The sequence below is a fragment of the Pseudomonas citronellolis genome (assembly GCF_900112375.1).
Taxonomy (GTDB): Bacteria; Pseudomonadota; Gammaproteobacteria; order Pseudomonadales; family Pseudomonadaceae; genus Pseudomonas; species Pseudomonas citronellolis.
The window spans coordinates 72523-89457 of the sequence record NZ_FOLS01000030.1; the positions used below are offsets into that span (position 1 = coordinate 72523).

10 protein-coding genes are annotated in these 16935 nt (G+C 70.1%); 4 read left to right on the forward strand and 6 right to left on the reverse strand.

Annotation, left to right across the window (positions count from 1 at the left end; translation table 11 throughout):
* Nucleotides 1–45: 45 nt before the first annotated feature.
* Nucleotides 46–711, forward strand: coding sequence for a response regulator AgmR (agmR, locus tag BM060_RS24760; RefSeq protein ID WP_058070436.1), 666 nt, complete (start codon nt 46–48; stop codon nt 709–711).
* 9 nt (nt 712–720) lie between these two features.
* A complete protein-coding gene (locus tag BM060_RS24765; protein WP_074984037.1) occupies nt 721–1581 on the forward strand; it encodes a DMT family transporter in 861 nt (286 codons plus the stop codon).
* Between the two features lie 417 nt (nt 1582–1998).
* Here BM060_RS24765 and nahK read toward each other — a convergent pair whose 3' ends face one another.
* The 5 genes from nahK to BM060_RS24790 all read right to left on the reverse strand — a co-directional run bounded on the left by nahK (nt 1999) and on the right by BM060_RS24790 (nt 10442).
* On the reverse strand, nt 1999–4626 hold the full coding sequence (gene nahK, locus BM060_RS24770; RefSeq protein WP_083426841.1) for a hybrid sensor histidine kinase/response regulator NahK/ErcS': 2628 nt from the start codon (nt 4624–4626) through the stop codon (nt 1999–2001).
* Nucleotides 4559–5719, reverse strand: coding sequence for a nitric oxide-sensing protein NosP (nosP, locus tag BM060_RS24775; RefSeq protein ID WP_043316467.1), 1161 nt, complete (start codon nt 5717–5719; stop codon nt 4559–4561). The genes nahK and nosP overlap by 68 nt, the downstream gene beginning before the upstream one ends.
* 653 nt (nt 5720–6372) lie before the next feature.
* Nucleotides 6373–7569 (reverse strand): porin, encoded by a 1197-nt coding sequence (locus BM060_RS24780; protein WP_043316469.1) that lies wholly within the window; start codon nt 7567–7569, stop codon nt 6373–6375.
* A 289-nt stretch (nt 7570–7858) separates the two neighbouring features.
* Nucleotides 7859–10147, reverse strand: a complete 2289-nt coding sequence (gene pqqF / locus BM060_RS24785) for a pyrroloquinoline quinone biosynthesis protein PqqF (RefSeq protein WP_074984039.1) — start codon at nt 10145–10147, stop codon at nt 7859–7861.
* A 70-nt stretch (nt 10148–10217) separates the two neighbouring features.
* Nucleotides 10218–10442, reverse strand: a complete 225-nt coding sequence (locus tag BM060_RS24790; protein WP_058070440.1) for a hypothetical protein — start codon at nt 10440–10442, stop codon at nt 10218–10220.
* A 220-nt stretch (nt 10443–10662) separates the two neighbouring features.
* Between BM060_RS24790 and BM060_RS24795 the strand changes: the two genes are divergently transcribed.
* A complete protein-coding gene (locus BM060_RS24795; protein ID WP_074984081.1) occupies nt 10663–11073 on the forward strand; it encodes a MerR family transcriptional regulator in 411 nt (136 codons plus the stop codon).
* The gene (locus BM060_RS24800; RefSeq protein WP_074984041.1) at nt 11073–11822 is read left to right on the forward strand and encodes an SDR family NAD(P)-dependent oxidoreductase; all 750 of its coding nucleotides are present in this window, start codon (nt 11073–11075) and stop codon (nt 11820–11822) included. Before BM060_RS24795 ends, BM060_RS24800 begins: the two co-directional genes overlap by 1 nt.
* On the opposite strand, the gene BM060_RS24805 is transcribed toward BM060_RS24800, so the two are convergent.
* Nucleotides 11808–16934, reverse strand: a complete 5127-nt coding sequence (locus BM060_RS24805) for a trifunctional serine/threonine-protein kinase/ATP-binding protein/sensor histidine kinase (protein WP_074984043.1) — start codon at nt 16932–16934, stop codon at nt 11808–11810. The two genes, BM060_RS24800 and BM060_RS24805, sit on opposite strands and share 15 nt — an antisense overlap.
* Nucleotide 16935: the final 1 nt, after the last annotated feature.

Sequence of the window (16935 nt, forward strand, 5' to 3'; positions counted from 1 at the left end):
CAACGGCTAGCCGCCGCCCATAACGACAACAACGAGGTGTAGGCCATGTACAAGATCCTGATCGCCGACGATCACCCGCTGTTCCGCGAGGCCATCCACAACGTCATCGCCGACGGCTTCCCCGGCAGCGAGGTGATGGAGACCGCCGACCTCGACAGCGCCCTGGGCCTGACCCAGGAGCACGACGACCTGGACCTGATCCTGCTCGACCTGAACATGCCCGGCATGCACGGCCTGAGCGGCCTGATGAACCTGCGCAACGAGGCGCCGACCATCCCGGTGGTGATCGTCTCGGCCGAGCAGGACAAGCAGGTGGTGCTGCAGGCCATCACCTACGGCGCGGTGGGCTTCATCACCAAGTCCTCGCCGCGGGCGCAGATGACCGAGGCCATCGAGCAGATCCTCAACGGCAACGTCTACCTGCCCTCGGACATCATCCGCACGCAGAAGGCCTCGCCGCGGCGCAGCGGCCACGAGGAGCACGGCATCCCGCCGGAGCTGCTGCAGGCGCTGACGCGCAAGCAACTGCTGGTGCTCGAACGCATGACCAAGGGCGAGTCGAACAAGCAGATCGCCTACAACCTGGAGATCGCCGAGACCACGGTGAAGGCCCACGTCTCGGCGATCCTGCGCAAGCTCAAGGTGCACAACCGCGTGCAGGCCATTCTCAGCGCCGGCGACATCGACTTCGCCGCCTACCTGCGCCGCTAGGGAGAGTCCATGCCCGCTTCACGCACCCTGTTCCTGACCGCCGTCGCCATGCTGGCCTTCGCCGGCAATTCCCTGCTCTGCCGCCTGGCCCTGAAGGCCACCCAACTGGACGCGGTGAGTTTCACCGGCATCCGCATCCTCTCCGGCGCGCTGATGCTCGGCCTGCTGCTGCGCCTGCGCGGCCGGGCCAGCCAAGCCAAGGGCAACTGGCGCGCGGCGGCGGCGCTGTTCGTCTACGCCGCGGCCTTCTCCTACGCCTACGTGCAGCTGGACGCCGGCACAGGCGCGCTGCTGCTGTTCGGCGCGGTGCAGGTGACCATGCTGGTGGTCGGCCTGCTGCGCGGCGAACGCCTGGCCGGCCAGGCCCTGCTGGGCTTCGCCCTGGCCCTGGGCGGGCTGCTGGTGCAACTGCTACCCGGCGCCGGCGCCCCGCCGCTGACTGGGGCGCTGCTGATGCTGCTGTCCGGCGTGGCCTGGGGGCTGTATTCGCTGCTGGGGCGTAATGCGGGTGATCCGCTGGCGGTGACGACGGGTAACTTCGTTCGTGGTATTGCCTTCGCTGCCGTGCTGGCCCTGGTGTTCCATGGCCAGTTGCGGGGAGATGTGCCGGGAGTGGTCTACGCGGTGCTGTCCGGGGCGCTGGCTTCGGGGATTGGCTATGCCATCTGGTACGCGGCGCTGCCGGGGCTGTCGGCGATCCAGGCGGCGTCGGTGCAGTTGAGTGTGCCGGTGCTGGCGGCGTTGTCCGGGGCGCTGGTGCTGGGGGAGCACATCAGCTTGCGGTTGGTGCTGGTGTCTTGTGCGGTGTTGGGGGGGATTGCGCTGATACTGCGGGCCAAGGTGCGTGTGCCGGCTGCCCAGCGGGCTTGAGCACTGGCTGGCTTTTCTTTGCCGGTGACTCCGCTCCCTCACCCTAACCCTCTCCCAGAGGGAGAGGGGACCGTTCGGCGTGCAGTGTGATTTCGGCGCTCGCCGGCCACACCGAGTTGCCGATCTGATCACCACATACCCGTCATCGCAACCGCATGGGTTTCGCAAGCTCAACCCATCCTACGAAAAGCGCATCGGCGCAGCCGGCAAGATAGTTTCCGGTGTTCTCCCTGTAGGAGCGGACTCCGTCCGCGATGTGCATCAGGTTCGGACCAGGGTGAATTGCGGATAAATCCGCTCTTACAAGGCGCAGGAAAAGCCGTGTCGTAGGATGGTGTTGAGCGGAGCGATACCCATCACCACGACTGCGCGCGAAAATCGCGGGCAGGGCCCGCTCCTACAGGTACGGCGCCAGCTTCAACCGGTGCGATCCATCAAATGACACAACGCCGTCTTCAGCTTCATCGGCCTCACCGGCTTGTGCATCAGCGTATGCCCCAGCTCCCGCACCTGCTGCTTGAGTTCGTTGCTGTAGTTGGCCGTGATCATCAGCGCCGGCAGCGGCGTGCCGCGGCGGGCGTTGATCGAGGCCACGGCGTCCACCCCGTTGCAGCCGTCGTCCAGGTGGTAGTCGGCTATCAGCAGGTCGGCCTCGGCGTGGAAGTTGTCCACCTGGCGCGCCAGGTCTTCTTCCGATAGCGCCGTGACCACCCGGCAGCCCCAGGCTTCCAGCAGGGTGCGCATGCCGGCGCAGATGGCCGCGTCGTTGTCCAGCACCCACACCCGCGAGCCGCGCAGGCGTTCCACCAGGTGTTCGGCCTGCTGCGCCGGCTCCGGGCGGGCGCGCACCGCACCGCGCGCCAGCGGAACCTCGATGGCGAAGCGCGAGCCCTTGCCGGGCACCGAGCCGACCTGGATGCGGTGGCCGAGCATGCGCGCGATCTTCTCGACGATCGCCAGCCCCAGGCCCAGGCCGCGGTCCTGGTGGGAGCGCTGGGTGTCGCCGCGCTTGAACTCCTGGAAAATCTCGCCGAGCTTGTCCGCCGGGATGCCCATGCCGGTGTCCCAGACCTCGATCCACAGGCTCTGCCGGCGCCGCCGGCAGCCCAGCAGCACGCGGCCGCTGGGCGTGTAGCGGATGGCGTTGGACAGCAGGTTGCGCAGGATCCGCGCGAGCAGCTGCAGGTCGCTGCGCACCTGGGCGTCGCAGGCCACGTAGTCCAGGCGCAGGCCTTCGCTGGCGGCGATCTGGCGGTATTCGGCGGCGAGGTTGCCGAGCAGCTCACCGACCTCGAAGGGCGCGATGTCCGGCTTGATCACCCCGGCGTCGAGCTTGGAGATGTCCACCAGGGTGCCCAGCAGGTTCTCCACGTCTTCCAGCGAGTGGCTGATGTTGCGCACCAGGCCATCACCCTCGCCGCGCTCCTGCAGGGCGCTGGTGAACAGCCGTGCGGCGTTCAGCGGCTGCAGCAGGTCGTGGCTGACCGCGGCGAGGAACTTGGTCTTCGACAGGTTGGCCTGCTCGGCCTCGCGCTTGGCCTCGCGCAGGCGCGCCTGCACCTGGCTGCGCTCGTCGATCTCGCGCTTGAGCTGGTCGTTCAGGCTGGTCAGCTCGGCGGTGCGCTCGCGCACCCGCTGCTCCAGGTTCTGGTAGGCCTGGTGCAAGGCCTCGGCGGTGCGCCGGCGCTCGGTGATGTCGCGGATCAGCACGAACAGCCCGGCGACCTGGCCGTCGGCCTGGCGGTTGGGCACGTAGGAGCGCTGCATGTAGCGCTCCTGCCCGGCCAGGTTGGTCTCGGCGATCTCGAAGGTCACGCTCTCGCCCGACAGCGCCCGCTCGAAGTACGGCTCCAGGCGCCGGCAGTGCTCGGCGCCGTGCACCTCGCGCAGGTTGCGTCCGAGCATCGCGCCGCTGGGCCAGCGGTACCACTGCTCGTAGACCTTGTTGGTGAACTCGTAGACCAGGTCGGCGTTGAGGTAGGCGATCAGCGCCGGCACCTGGTCGGTGATCAGGCGGATCCAGCGTTCGCTCTCGCGCAGCGCCTCGGCGTGGCGGTAGCGCTCGGTGATGTCGGTGAAGGTGTTGACGAAGCCGCCGGTGGGCAGCGCGTGGGTGCGGATTTCCAGCATGCGGCCGTCGAACAGGCGCTGCTCCAGGGCCGCCAGGGGCGCGCCGTCGTCGCCGCGGCTGCGCGGGGTGAGCAGCGGCAGGCCGCTCTCGCCCATGACGTCGGCGAAGGGCCGGTGCGCACCGATCGGCGCCAGCCCGCAGAGCTCCAGGAAGCGCCGGTTCCACAGCTCCAGCGCGCCCTCGGCGCCAACCATGGCCACGCCCTGGGACAGGTTGTCCACGGCGCGCTGCAGCAGGTGCGACTTCTGCGCCACCGCCTGCTCGCGGCGCGCGGTCTCGCTGAGCTTGATCTCGGTGATGTCGGTGTAGAGCACCACCAGGCCGCCGTCGCGGGTCGGCCGCTCGCTCATGCGCACCCAGCGGTCGTCGCGCAGGCGGTAGAGGGTGTGTTCGTCGTCGTTGCTGCGCTGTTCCTCGACTATCAGCCCGCTGCTCTGCGCCAGGCGGCGCACCTCGGCCAGCCGGGTGCCGGCGCCCAGGCGCGCGCGGGTGGGCGCCCAGAGCGCGCGGAAGCGTTCGTTGAACAGCACGATGCGCTGCTGCGGGTCGAACAGCACGAAGGCGTCGGAGATGCTTTCGATGGCGTCCAGCAGGTGCTGGTGGGCGGTCTCGGCGCGCAGGCGGGCGTCGCTGAGCAGCTGGTTGCTGGACTTCAGCTCGGCCATGGCCTGGCTCAAGGCGTCGGTGCGCTCGCGCACCTGCTCGGCCAGCACCACCGAGTGCTGAAAGGCCCCGTAGGCGCCGTCGCCGCGCGAGGCGCTGGATTCGATGCGCTCGATCAGCGCGGTGTTGATGCGCTGCAGCTTGAGCTTGTCGCGCTCGAGTTCGTCGATGCGCGCCAGCAGCTCAGCCGGCGCCGCCACGGGGACGGCCAATGGCGACGCCGGTGAAGGTCTGGTTGATGTGCATGCCATTGAATTGCTCTCCGTAGGTGTTGAAGCCGATCACCTGCTGGTGGCGGAGAAAAGCGGCGGTGGCTGCGCTGTCGCCCGCCACTTCCAGCTCCAGGCGGCGCAGGAAGCAGTCGCAGCCGATGGTCAGCAGCGGCGGGCCGAGGCGTTCGTGCAGGCGCGCGAACTGCGCCTGCAGGTTGGGCAGCAGCGGCCCGGTGCTCATGGCGGTGAGGACGATGCCGTTCTCCACCGCGCAGTAGAAAGTCAGACTGAAGTCGTCGTGCACCTGCTGGATGGAGCGCACGTAGTACTGGTCCTTGATGCGCACCGCCAGCGGGTGGCGGGAGAACAGCTCGAAGCTCAGTTCGTGGGGCTCCACGCCGACCAGCCGGGCGTATTCCAGGGCGGCGGGCTCGGCGTTGAGCTCCAGCACCCGGCGGCTGGCGCTGTCGGCGCGGGTCACCACCAGCTTCTCGCCGCGCGGCACCACGTGGTGGGTGGTGAACACCTCGAAGTCGAGCCAGGTGTTGAACAGCAGCACCACCGCCGCGCCGGTGTGGAACTGGCCCTGGTAGTAGACGTGGGTATGGGTGAGGTGGTTGTCGTCGCCGGCCGAGCCGCCGAAATGCGGAATGGCGCCGAGCGCAGCACTGAGCGCCGCCAGCACCACTTCCTCGCGGCTGGACAGGCCGTCGAGCAGGGTCAGGGCGAAGCTGTGGTCCTTGATCGGCGCCAGCTCGCTGCTGCGGCAGTCGGCCACCAGGGCCTCCACCAGCTGCTGCGCGTCGATCAGGCTGAAGCGTTCCATCTCGTCGATCAGCGCGCTGGCCACGGCGAAGCTGCGCACGTCGAAGCCCACCGCGCTGACGCAGCCGCGGCCGTAGCCCTGGGGGGTAATCTCGCCGGCGGTGGTGCAGCCGACCAGCTCGATGCCGCCGAAGTACTGCTCCAGCGCGGCGGCCAGGGCCGGCAGGTCGTACTCGGCGGAGCAGAAGAACAGCACGAAGCCCAGGTGCGGGTGGATCAACTGGCGCGCCAGGTCCTGGGCCACCGCCTCCGCATCGCGGGCGCTGGACATGCCCCTGACTACCCCTTCGCCCTGCCCTTCCTGCATACGCCTGCCTCAACGCCGGTTGACCACGGGGGCATTCTACGAAGGCGCCCGGCGCGGCCCCATGCTACTTGGGTGCTGGCGGGGACCTCCGAAAGGCGTAGGGGCGGGCTGGAGGTTCCGGCGCATTTCGCGGGCAAGATCCGCTTACCGTACAAGCGGCCCGGCTTCCGTAGGATGGGTTGAGCGAAGCGATACCCATCGCCAGGGTCCGATGGGTATCGCAAGCTCAACCCATCCTACGAAAAGCACCTCGGCGCAGTCGGCAAGACAGTTGCTGCCCATTTCCTTTGTAGGAGCGCGCCCTGCGCGCGATTCGCGGGCAGGGCCCGCTCCTACAATGAACAGCGGAGTCAGGTTCAGCTGCGGAGCGGGGGTTGGAGTCAGTAACCCGCTCCCCAGCCCTCTCCCTGAAGGGAGAGGGGGCTAGTCCGTGCCGAGAATGGATTTGGTGTCAGCCGGCAACTTCGTGCTAGCCGGCTGACTCCGAAATACCCGAGCACTCCGAACGGTCCCCTCTCCCTTCAGGGCGGGGCGCGCAGCCGAGGGTTAGGGAGAGGGCGCTCTTCAGAGCAACACCATCCCCCCACAAAAAAACGGCGGGCCGACGCCACCGCCGCCCCGCCCAATTACTGCCAAAGGAGCTCTGAGGATTATTACCAGTTCAATACCGCGCCAACCGCAAAGGTGTCGGTGTCCTCGCTCACCAGCGAGCCCTTGCGGCCGTCGATCTCGTACTGGTTGTACTCGGCCACCAGCTTGAGGTTGTCGTTGATGGTGCGGAAGTAGGCGATGCCGCGGGTGGAGTAGTCCGCCGCGCTGCCCAGGCCGTTGCCGTCGTCCTCGGTCTTGCCGTAGGACAGCGCCAGGCGGTTCTTGCCCCAGGTGTAGGAGCCCTGCAGCAGCATGCCGCGGCTGTCCACCTCGCGCAGCGCGGCTTCGCCGGCGTTGTTGGTGAAGAACGGGTTAATGCCCTTGGCGGTGAAGCCCGAGCCGGTCAGCGACACGCCGCCGAACTTGGCCTGGATGCCGTAGCCCAGGCCCTTGGAGGTGACGTCGTCGACCTGGTCATTGGTGTTCTTCGAGGTCTGGTAGGCGCCGTTGACCCAGCTGTAGATCTGCGCGCCGCCCAGGTCGAACTGGTAGCTGATCTCGCTCTCGTAGCGCGGGTTGTCCTGGTAGGCCTTGTCGTCCAGGCCGTCGCTGGCGTCCTTGTCGATCTGGTTGGTGTCGATCGGGTCCATGATGCCCACCGCCACGCGCAGGCCGTCCACCAGGTTGTTGTTGCGGTAGGTGATCTGCGAGGTGGGGAACGGGTACGGGTAGCCGGTGCCGATGTTGCCGAAGGACACGCCCTTGCCGTCCACCAGGCCGAGGGTGTCGCTGGCGTTGCCGAAGCCGGCCAGCAGTTCGTCGAGGAAGATGTTCGAGCGCGAGAACAGGCCGAAGTCCTTGCCGATCAGCACCTCGCCCCAGTCGCCGGCCACGTTGCCGTAGAACTGCCGCACGTCGATGGCGGTGTCGGTGCCGTCCTGCTCGCTGTCGTTGATGGTCACCCAGAACGAGGAACGCCCGGTGAGGGTCAGGCCGTCGATCTTCTTGCCGAAGTTGAAGCCGATGTAGTTGGGCAGGAAGCCCATCTTCACCCGCGACTGGCGGCGGTCGTAGGTGTCGCCCTCGCGGTCCACGTCGCTGTTGACGTAGAAGGCGTTGAAGTAGCCGTCGGTGGAGAAGGTGGTGTCGTCCTTGTCGTACAGCTTGATGTCGGCGACGGCCGGCAGGCAGCCCAGGCTGCCCAGCGAGGCCAGGGCCAGGGGCAGGAAACGGCGAATGGCGGTGTTGTTCTTGTTCATGACGCGCTCCGCAGGGGATGGATGACCGTTCGGGGTCGTGGCGGAGGCGATTATCGAAACGCCCCGCGCGGCGCCATACGCTGCTTTGGGCGCGCTTCGACGCTGCTTGCGTGGGGCCTGCCGGAGCGCTGCGCAAGGCCATGGCACCAGGCCACCACAAGGCCCGGCGCCTTGGTCGCGGGGGTAGCGGCACCTTGGCAGCGGGCCTTGCGGCGCAGGACCAAAGTCGCAGGCGCACGTGCCCGGGGCGATACGCCCGGGCAGTAGCGGAAGGAGGTGTAGAAAGAGATCAGGCGCGGTGGGTCAGCAGCCAGCAGCCGCCCTGCTCATCCAGCAATGCGGCGTGAGCGGCCAGGAGGTCGGCGCGGGTGGTGCGGCGGGCGGCCTCGGCCACGCGTTGCGCGTGGTCAGCATCCACGCCGGCGAGCTGGTCGCGCCAGGCCGCGTTCTCGCTGGCCGGCTCGTTCGCCAGGCTGTGGGCGAGGTCATGCAGACGAGTGTCGGACAGTTCGCCCAGAGAGATGGCGGCGTCTTCCAGAAAGGTGCGCAGGTGGCCGAACAGCGCGTCCGGCTGCGCGTGCGGCGACTGCACGGCAAACAGTAGCCCGCGCCAACCGGCGACCTGGCGGAAGCCGCAGAACAGCGCGTAGCCCAGGTTCAGCTCGACGCGCAGGCGCCGGTAGAAGCCGCCCTCCAGCTCGCGTGCCAGCAGGCGCCAGGCGGTCTCCTGAGTCGCATCCCGCCCCGGCAGCGGGTAGAACAGCAGCAGCGCCGACTCGCCTTCGCCCGGCACCAGGCAGCGATGGAAGCCCGGAACCAATGCCGGCGGCAGCAGCGGCTCCGTCGCCAGCAGGCCGGGCACCTGGCTTGGCTGGGGCGTCTCGGCGTTGCGCACCAGCACATCCCAGCGCGCCGAGGACCAGTCCGGCAAAGCCGTACCCTCCCCCGCCAAATGGACCGGCAAGGCGTCGAGCAGACGGCGGATCGGCAGTTCGGCGGCCTTCTGCTGCCGCTCGCGCAACAGCAGGCGCTCCCCCTGGGCCAGCACTGCCGCGGGGGGCTCGGCCAGCAGCGCCAGGGCGCCGTCCAGGCAGCTTTCCAGGCGGTCGGCCGGGCCTTGCAGGCCCAGGGCCCAGTCGGCGCCCTCCTCGTCCAGGCGCAGACTCACGCCATTGCGCCGCGCCAGCCCGGCCAGCGGGCGCAGGCCGTGGCGCAAGGCGAGGAAGTGGCTATGGGACGGCGCGCTCGGGAAGCGCCAACGTAGATGAATCGCACCCGTTGCCGCCGTGCTGGCCGCAGGTGGCGCTGCAAAACGCCAGGGCTGCGGGGCAAAGGCCACGGGCTCGACCGGACTGCGCCCCAGGTGCAGGTCGAAGCCGGCTACGCAGGTGGGCTGGCCCGGCGCATCCGCCGCCACCAGCAGGCGGACCAGGCGCGAAGCATCCAGCGCCGCCAGCCATTGCGGCGAGACCGGCGCCGGCAGGCCCCGGGCACGCCGCTGCAGTTGTTCCAGGGGAGGCAGTTGCCGTGCTTCGTCCGCCACCAAGGCAACGCCGCCACCTTCGCGCAACGCCCGCAGCCAATCGAGGAAGGCCGCCTCGACCCGCGCGGCATCCCGCGCCTGCGCCAGTTCGAAGGTCGCCGCCAGCAGCGCCTGCCCCGGCGCGCGGTAGGCCACCCGCAAGCTCGCCGCATCGCACAGCCCGCGCTCGCCCAGCCAGGCCAGCAATCCACCCTCCGCCTCGTCGCCCAGCAGGTCGGCCAGGGCGTCGAAGGTCTGTTCGGCGACGGCATCCAGCTCGGCCACGGCGAAGCCCAGCACCAGGCGCGGCGCACCGGGCAGGCGCAAGTGCAGCCTGTCGCCGGCCAGCGGCGCCAGGGCCGGCGGCAGGTTGCGGACCGGCACTGGGCCAGCCAACCAATCCCCGCAGTGCCGGACGGCCAGGGCCTGCAACTCGTCGAGGGACTGCGGCCCCTGCAACCACAGCTGCACATTGCCGGGCCGGTAGAAGCCGCCATGGAAGTCCCGCAGCGCGCTCTGGAAATCCGCCGCCTCCACCGCCAGGCTGGCGCGCCGGCCGGCCACGAAGCGGCGCAGCGGATGCCCCTCGGCCACCCCGGCGGCCAGGGCCGCGTCGATCAGCGTGCCGGCATCGCGGGCGCGGGCGATGTATTCCGCCTCCAGCACCTCGCGCTCGCCGAGTTGCGCGCTAACTTCCAACCGCGGCCGGGCCAGCATGTCGAGCAGGCGCGCCAGGCCGCCGTCCAGCTCCGCGGCGGGCACTTCGAAGAAGTAGTCGGTAGTGCGCGCCCGGGTGCTGGCGTTCAGCCGCCCGCCCCGCGCCTGCACCCAGGGCATCAGCCGCTCGCCCGCGGCGAAGCGCGCGCCGCCGAGGAACAGCAGGTGTTCGAGGAAATGCGCGAGCCCGGGGTGCGCCCGCGGCTCGTCATGGCTGCCGGCCGCCACCCGCGCCAGGGCGGCGGCGCGGGTGGCCTGCGGATCGTGCACCAGGGTCAGCCCCAGGCCGTTGGCCAGGACGACCTGGCGGGCCTGCGGGGGCGCGGCGTTGCGGTTCATGGGCAATCCAGTGGTGTTCTGCCGCCACCTTACCCGCACGCCGGAGGAAGGGAATAGTGCTTTGGAGGGGTCAGGGGCCGCTGGCGCTGATGACGCCCGTGCGCACCTGCTCGGCCATGGCGATCAGCCGTTCGGCATCGCCCTGCAGGAACGCCGCCATGCGCACCAGGTGCACCGCCTGGGACGCCGGCAGCTGCTCGGCGGCCCGCCCCAGGTCGGTCGCCAGTCCCTCATGGCGGAAGGCCATGTTCAATAATTCGCGCCGCAGCCGCTGGCTCGCTTCGTTCAGGCCCATGACGCACCCTCGCTGGCAATCGAAAACTCCAGCATAGACGAGCCGGTTTCCGCGCCCCGCCGGCCGTCATACCCAGGTATGCCGGGCCTATACCCATGTGCATTTCTGGCCGCCGGGCCGCGTTCCTATAATCGCCACCCGAGGTCCCGCGCCGGGCAATGCAGGCGCTTGACCTTGACACTAGCGTCAAGCCCCTAGAGTTCCGCCGGTGGAGGTGAACATGCAGATTGGCGAACTGGCACTGCGTACCGGCGCGAGCACCCGCGCGCTTCGTCATTACGAAGCCCGGGCGCTGATCGCGTCGTCGCGGCTGGAAAACGGTTATCGCGACTACGCCCCGGCCATGGTGCAGCGCGTGCGCTGGATACGCGAACTGATCGAGTGCGGCTTCAGCACCCGGCAGATCCACGGCCTGTTGCACTACCTGGAAGAGGAGGAAGACAGCGAAGGCTTCCTCGCCTGCCTGCAGCGGCACGTGGAGAAGCTCCAGGCGCTGGACGCGCTCCAGGCCCGGCTCGCCGATCGCCGCGCGAAGCTGGCGGAGAAGATCGGGCGCTACCTGCCGCTGCCGGCCGGCCCTGCATGGCAATCCCCCACGCAAACTCACTCGGCAACGACGTTGGAGGAATGATGGGAAAGCTGAACGACAAGATCGCGCTCGTGACGGGCGGCAACAGCGGCATCGGCCTGGCCACCGCGCAGCGGTTCGCCCGGGAGGGCGCGACGGTGGTCATCACCGGGCGGCGCCGCCAGGTGCTGGACGAGGCCGTCGGGCAGATCGGCGGCAACGCCCTGGGCATCTGCGCCGACGCCAGCCGGCTGGCCGATATCGACGCGCTGTACCAGCGCATCGGCCAGCTGTACGGGCGGCTCGACGTGCTGGTCGCCAATGCCGGCGTCATCCGCCCCGCCGCGGGCGAACAGGTGGATGAGGCGCAATTCGACGAGCAGTTCGACATCAACGTCAAGGGCGTCTTCTACAGCATCCAGAAGGCCCTGCCGCTGCTGCGCGACGGCGGCTCCATCGTGCTGGTGTCGTCCATCGCCCACCTCAAGGCCCTCGACGCCCATGTGGTGTACGCCGCCACCAAGGCCGCCGTCCGCTCCTTCGCGCGCAGCTGGGCGGCGGAGCTCAGGCAGCGCAACATCCGCGTCAATTGCCTGAGCCCGGGGCCGGTGCTGACGCCGATCATCGGCAAGATGGGCATCGGCGACGAGCAGTTCGCCGCCTTCGAAAGGCAGGTGGCCGGCCAGATTCCCCTGGGCCGGCTCGGCCGCCCCGAGGAGCTGGCGAACGCCGCGCTGTTCCTCGCCTCGGACGACAGCAGCTTCATTACCGGCGTCGACCTGTGCGTGGACGGCGGCCTATCGCAGCTCTAGGGCCTGGCCCGGGCAGCCCCGCAGGTCGAAGCGGACCAGCGCGCCGCGCGGCGGGTTGGCCAAGGCCTGCAGCTGACCGCCATGGGCCTCGATGATCGAGCGGCAGATCGACAGGCCCATGCCCAGGCCGCTGGGCTTGGTGGTGTAGAAAGGCGCGAAGACCTGCCCGGCGTCCTGCGCGGCGAAGCCCGGCCCGGTGTCGCTGACGCTCACCCGCACGCCGCCTGCGCCATCCGGCGCCGTTTCGATGTCCAGCTGGCGCACGCCGTCGTCGACCTCGCCCATGGCCTCGATGGCGTTGATGATCAGGTTGAGCAGCACCTGCTGCAGCTCCACCCGGTCGCCCTCCACCGGCGGCAGGCCCTCGGCCAGCCGCGTGCGCACCGCGGCGCCGCCCTTGGCGGCCTGGCCGCGGGTGAACTCGACCATTTCCAGGATCGCCTCGTTGATGTCCAGCGCGGCCTTCTGCGACGGCGCCTTGCGCAGCAGCCCGCGGATGCGCTTGAGCACGTCCGCGGCGCGGTTGGCGTCCTTGACGATGCGCTCGAGCCCCTGCCCCACCTCGCCCAGGTCCGGCGGCTGCGCGCCCAGCCAGCGCTGCGCCGCGTAGGCGTTGGTGATGGTGGCGGCGATCGGCTGGTTGACCTCGTGGGCGATGGACGCGGTGAGCTGGCCCATGGTCGCCACGCGGTTGGCGTGGGCCAGTTCGCCCTGCACCTCGCGGTAGCGCCGCTCGCGCTCGGCGAGGTCGCGGTACAGCCGGGCGTTCTCCAGCGAGGCGGCGGCCTGCGAGGCCACCAGCTTGAGCACGGCGGTGCGCGCCGGGCTGAAGGCGCGGGCGGTCAGGTTGTTCTCCAGGTACAGGGCGCCGCTGAGCTGGCCCTGGTTCATCAGCGGCAGGCAGAGGATGGAGCGCGCCTGGCGGTTGCGCACGTAGGGCGAGCTGGCGAACGCCGCCTCGGCCAGGGCGTCGTCCAGCGCCAGGCTCTCGCCGGTGCGCAGCACCTGGTAGAGCAGCGCCTCCGGCAGCAGCGCTTCGCTCAGCGGCTCGTCGCGCAGTTGCAGGCGCGGCGCGTCGTCGTCGACCGTCACCTGCGCCACGATGCGCGGCCCGTCGGCGCCCTGGAGCACCAGCACGCCGCGTTCGGCGCCGGCCTGCTCGAGGGCCGTGCGCATGACGCTGTCCACCAGCCGCTCCAGCACGATTTCGCCGGAGGTGGTTTGCAGCACCTTGAGCACGGTGGCCAGGTCTAGCTGTTCCACCGGGGCGGCCATGGTGGCGATGGGGCCCGGCGCCGGCACCTGTTCGCCGAGGAAGGGATGCCGCGCCTCCAGCTGCCGCAGCTTGCCCTCGGCGCCCCAGCGCAGGTAACAAGCATGCGCACCCTGTAGGTAGACACGGGCCACCCTGTCGAGCCCGCGCGCGGCGTAGCAGGCGGCCGCCAGTTCGTTGGCCAGCGCCTCCACCTGGAGGAAGCCGTCGTCCTGGGCGGCGCGGATGGCCTGCTCGTAATGCAGCTCGGCATCGGCCACGCGGCCCTGCAGGCGGGCGAGTTCGGCCTCCAGCAGCAGGACGTGGCAAGTGAAGTTCGCCGGGCAGAGGTCGGCCCACACCCGCAGTTCGTCCCGGTGTGCGGCTATCACGTCCAGGTGGCTATCGTCCGGCGAGGCGGCATCGCACAGCGCGGCGTGGGCAAGCGCGTCGAAGAAGCAGTACTCGCCCTCCTCGATGAACGCGTGGGAGGTCCACAGCAACGGTTGAGCCTGGGCGGAAGCCTCCAGCGCCGCCGAGTAATCGCCGGCGAAGTAGCGCGCCTGCAACTTGCGGATCCAGTACCAGCAGCTGTACACCCGCGAGGCGCCGGCCAGGCGCGCCTCGGTCTCCGCCTCGCGGAAGCCGCCCTGGTCGAGGTGGCCGAAGCGCGGGGCCAGGCCGCGCAGGGTGCGGATCAGCGCGAGCTGGTTGTCGAGGAAGTCGATCACCAGGCCGAAGCCGACCTTGCCGGCGTAGGCCAGGCCGCGCTCCGCCTCGGCCTGCAGTTCGGGCAGCGGCTCGCCGCTGAACAGCAGGTTGGACACCAGGCTGTTGCAGGCGAAGGCGCCGAACGGCAGGTCGCCGGTGCGGTTGGCGCTGTCGAACACGCGGCGCAGCTGCTCTTCGCAGGCGCGCACCGGCTGCACCCAGCGCTGGGCGAACAGCGAGAACGACAGGTAGGTGCGCGCCTCGTAGCGTTCCAGGCGGCGGCGTTCGACGAGTTCGCAGCCGAGCCGGCCGAACTGGAAGCCGGCCTGGTAGTCGCCGAAGCGCCGTCCGGCGACCCGCGGGATGTTGGCGTAGGCCACGCAGGAGGCGTCGCCGTTGCCGTGCTCCAGGCTCAGGTTGATGGCCTTGCAGATGGTCAGGCAGGCCAGGTTGCCGTCGGTGTGCAGGGCCGGCGAGAACAGCGTGGTCAGCGCCTCGATGGTGGCCAGGGCGAGCGGCTCGCGCATCGGCGGCAGGTCGATGAGCATGTCGATGGGCCGCGCGCCGAGCTGGGCGCGGATGCGCTCGTACTCGGCCTGCACCGTGGCGTCGTCCGGGTGGGCCGGCCAGTCGATGCCCACGTGGCGGAGGAAGTCCAGGCAGACCGCCACGGCGTCGTCGCGGCGGTCGAGGATCAGGTAGACGTCCACCTGCAGGCAGGCCACCCAGGCGCGCTGCACGGTCGTCGCGGCGCGCCCGGAGAGCATCCGCAGGCGCTGCTCGGCCTGGGCCACCTGGCCGGTGGCGAACTCGCATTCGGCGCGGCCGGACTCCAGGGCGAACAGCAGTTCGTGGCGGCCCTGCCAGCTCGCCCCGTCCAGCAGCTCCACGCCGCGGGCGAAATAGGCCAGCGCCGAGGCATAGGCGGTCGAGGCCTTGGCCCGCTGCCCGGCGAGCAGGTTGAACCCGGCCAGGCGCTCGCGCTCGTCCGGCTCGGCGATCAGCGCGGCGCCGCGGTTGAGCTGGCCGACGATCTCGAAGATCGCGTCTTCGCGCGCCTGCGGCGGCGTCTGCTCGGCCAGCAGGCGGCCGATCCGCAGGTGCGCCGCGGCGCGCTCGGCCTGGGGAATCAACAGGTAGGCCGCTTCGTGGATACGGTCATGGGCGAAGGCGTAGGCGCCCTCCCCGCGCTCCACCAGCTCCTGGCGGATGGCGTCCCACAGGGCCCGCTGCAGCTGGCTGCGCGATAGCGCCAGCACGCTGCCCAGGGTCCCGGCCTCGGCGCGGTTGCCCAGGCAGGCCAGCTGCTGTAGCACCTCCTGGGTCTGCGCCGGCAGGCGCGCCAGCTTGTCGAGCATCAGGTCGACTACGTTGTCGGTGTAGCCCATCGCCTGGATGCGCCCGAGGTCCCAGCGCCACTGCCGCGCCTGCGCCTCGAAGGCCAGCAGGCCCTCCTCGGCCAGGGCCTGGAGGAACTGGATGACGAAGAACGGGTTGCCGGCGGTCTTGTCGTGCACCAGTTGCGCCAGCGGGCGGATGTGCGTCGGCGCGCCGTGCAGGGCCTCGGCGATCAGCTGTTCGACGTGGCCACGGCCCAGCGGCGCCAGGCGGATTTCGTCGATGCGCACCTGCGCCTTGCCGACCTTGCGCAGCGTGGTGCGCAGGGGATGGGCGTCGTCCACCTCGTTGCTGCGGTAGGCGCCGAGCAGCATCAGGTGGCGCAGGTCGTCGCTGGTCAGCAGGTCTTCCAGCAGGTCGAGGGTGGCCGCGTCCAGCCATTGCAGGTCGTCGAGGAACAGCGCCAGTGGGTGTTGCGGCCGGGCGAACACGCCGATGAAGCGCTTGAGCACCAGCAGGAAGCGGCGCTGCGCCTGCTGCGGTTCCAGCGCCGGCAGCGGCGGCTGCTCGCCGATGATCAGCTTCAGCTCCGGGATCAGTTCGGTCATCACCCGCGCATTGGCGCCCAGCGCCTGCTGCAGGGCCTGGCGCCAGCGCGCCAGCTCGCGGTCGTTCTTGCCCAGGAGCATGCGCACCAGGCCCTGGAAGGCCTGCACCAGGGTGGAGTACGGGATGTTGCGCTTGTACTGGTCGAACTTGCCGGAGGCGAATAGCCCGCGCGGCGGCACCAGCAGCTTGTGCAGCTCGTTGACCACCGAGGACTTGCCGATGCCGGAGTAGCCGGACACCAGCACCAGCCCCGGCGCGTCGCCCGCGACTATGCGTTCGAAGGCGGCCACCAGGGTGCCGACCTCGCGTTCGCGGCCGTAGAGCTTCTCGGGGATCAGCAGGCGCTCCGGCACGCTGTGCCCGTCCAGCGGGAAGTCGTCGATGCGCCCGTGGCGCTGCCAGCTCGCCAGGCAGCGGCGCAGGTCGTGCTCCAGCCCGGCGGCGCTCTGGTAGCGCTCCTCGGCGGTCTTGGCCAGCAGCTTCATGACCAGCCGCGACAACGGCGCGGGAATGCTCGCCACCCGCGCCGTGGGCGGCACCGCCTGGCGCGCGATGTGGCAGTGCACCCACTCCATGGCCTCGCTGGCGGCGAACGGCAGGTCGCCGGTGAGCATCTGGTAGAGGGTGATGCCCAGGGCGTAGAGGTCGCTGCGCGAGTCGATCGAGCGGTTCATCCGCCCGGTCTGCTCGGGCGCCATGTAGGCCAGGGTGCCGGCGATGGTTTCCGGCGGCTCCGGCGCCTGGCGTTCGCGCGGCAGCCACGAGGCCAGGCCGAAACCTGTGAGGCGCACGCGGCCGTCGGCGCAGTCGACCAGGATGTGCGGCGGCTTCAGGTCCTTGTGCACCAGGCCGCGCTGGTGCAGGTGGCCCAGGGCCGCGCTGATGCCTACGGCCAGTTGCAGGAAGCGGCCGGTCTCCATGGGCGCGCCCAGTTGCGCGGACAGCGGCTCGCCGCCGGGGTCTTCCAGCACCAGCAGGCTGCGCCCGCCCTCGCGCAGCAGCTCCAGCGGGCGCACCGCCCAGGCGCCGTCCAGCTGGTCCTTCAGGCCGAACTCGTGGGCCAGGCGCTCGACGCTGGCGGGCTGCGGCGGCTCGCCGGCCGGGCGCGCGAGCAGCACGCCGAGCTCGTCCTGGCGCGGGTGCCGCCCACGGCTGAACACGCGCTCGCCGTCGTCCCAGAGGACCTGTCGTCTGTCGCTCATC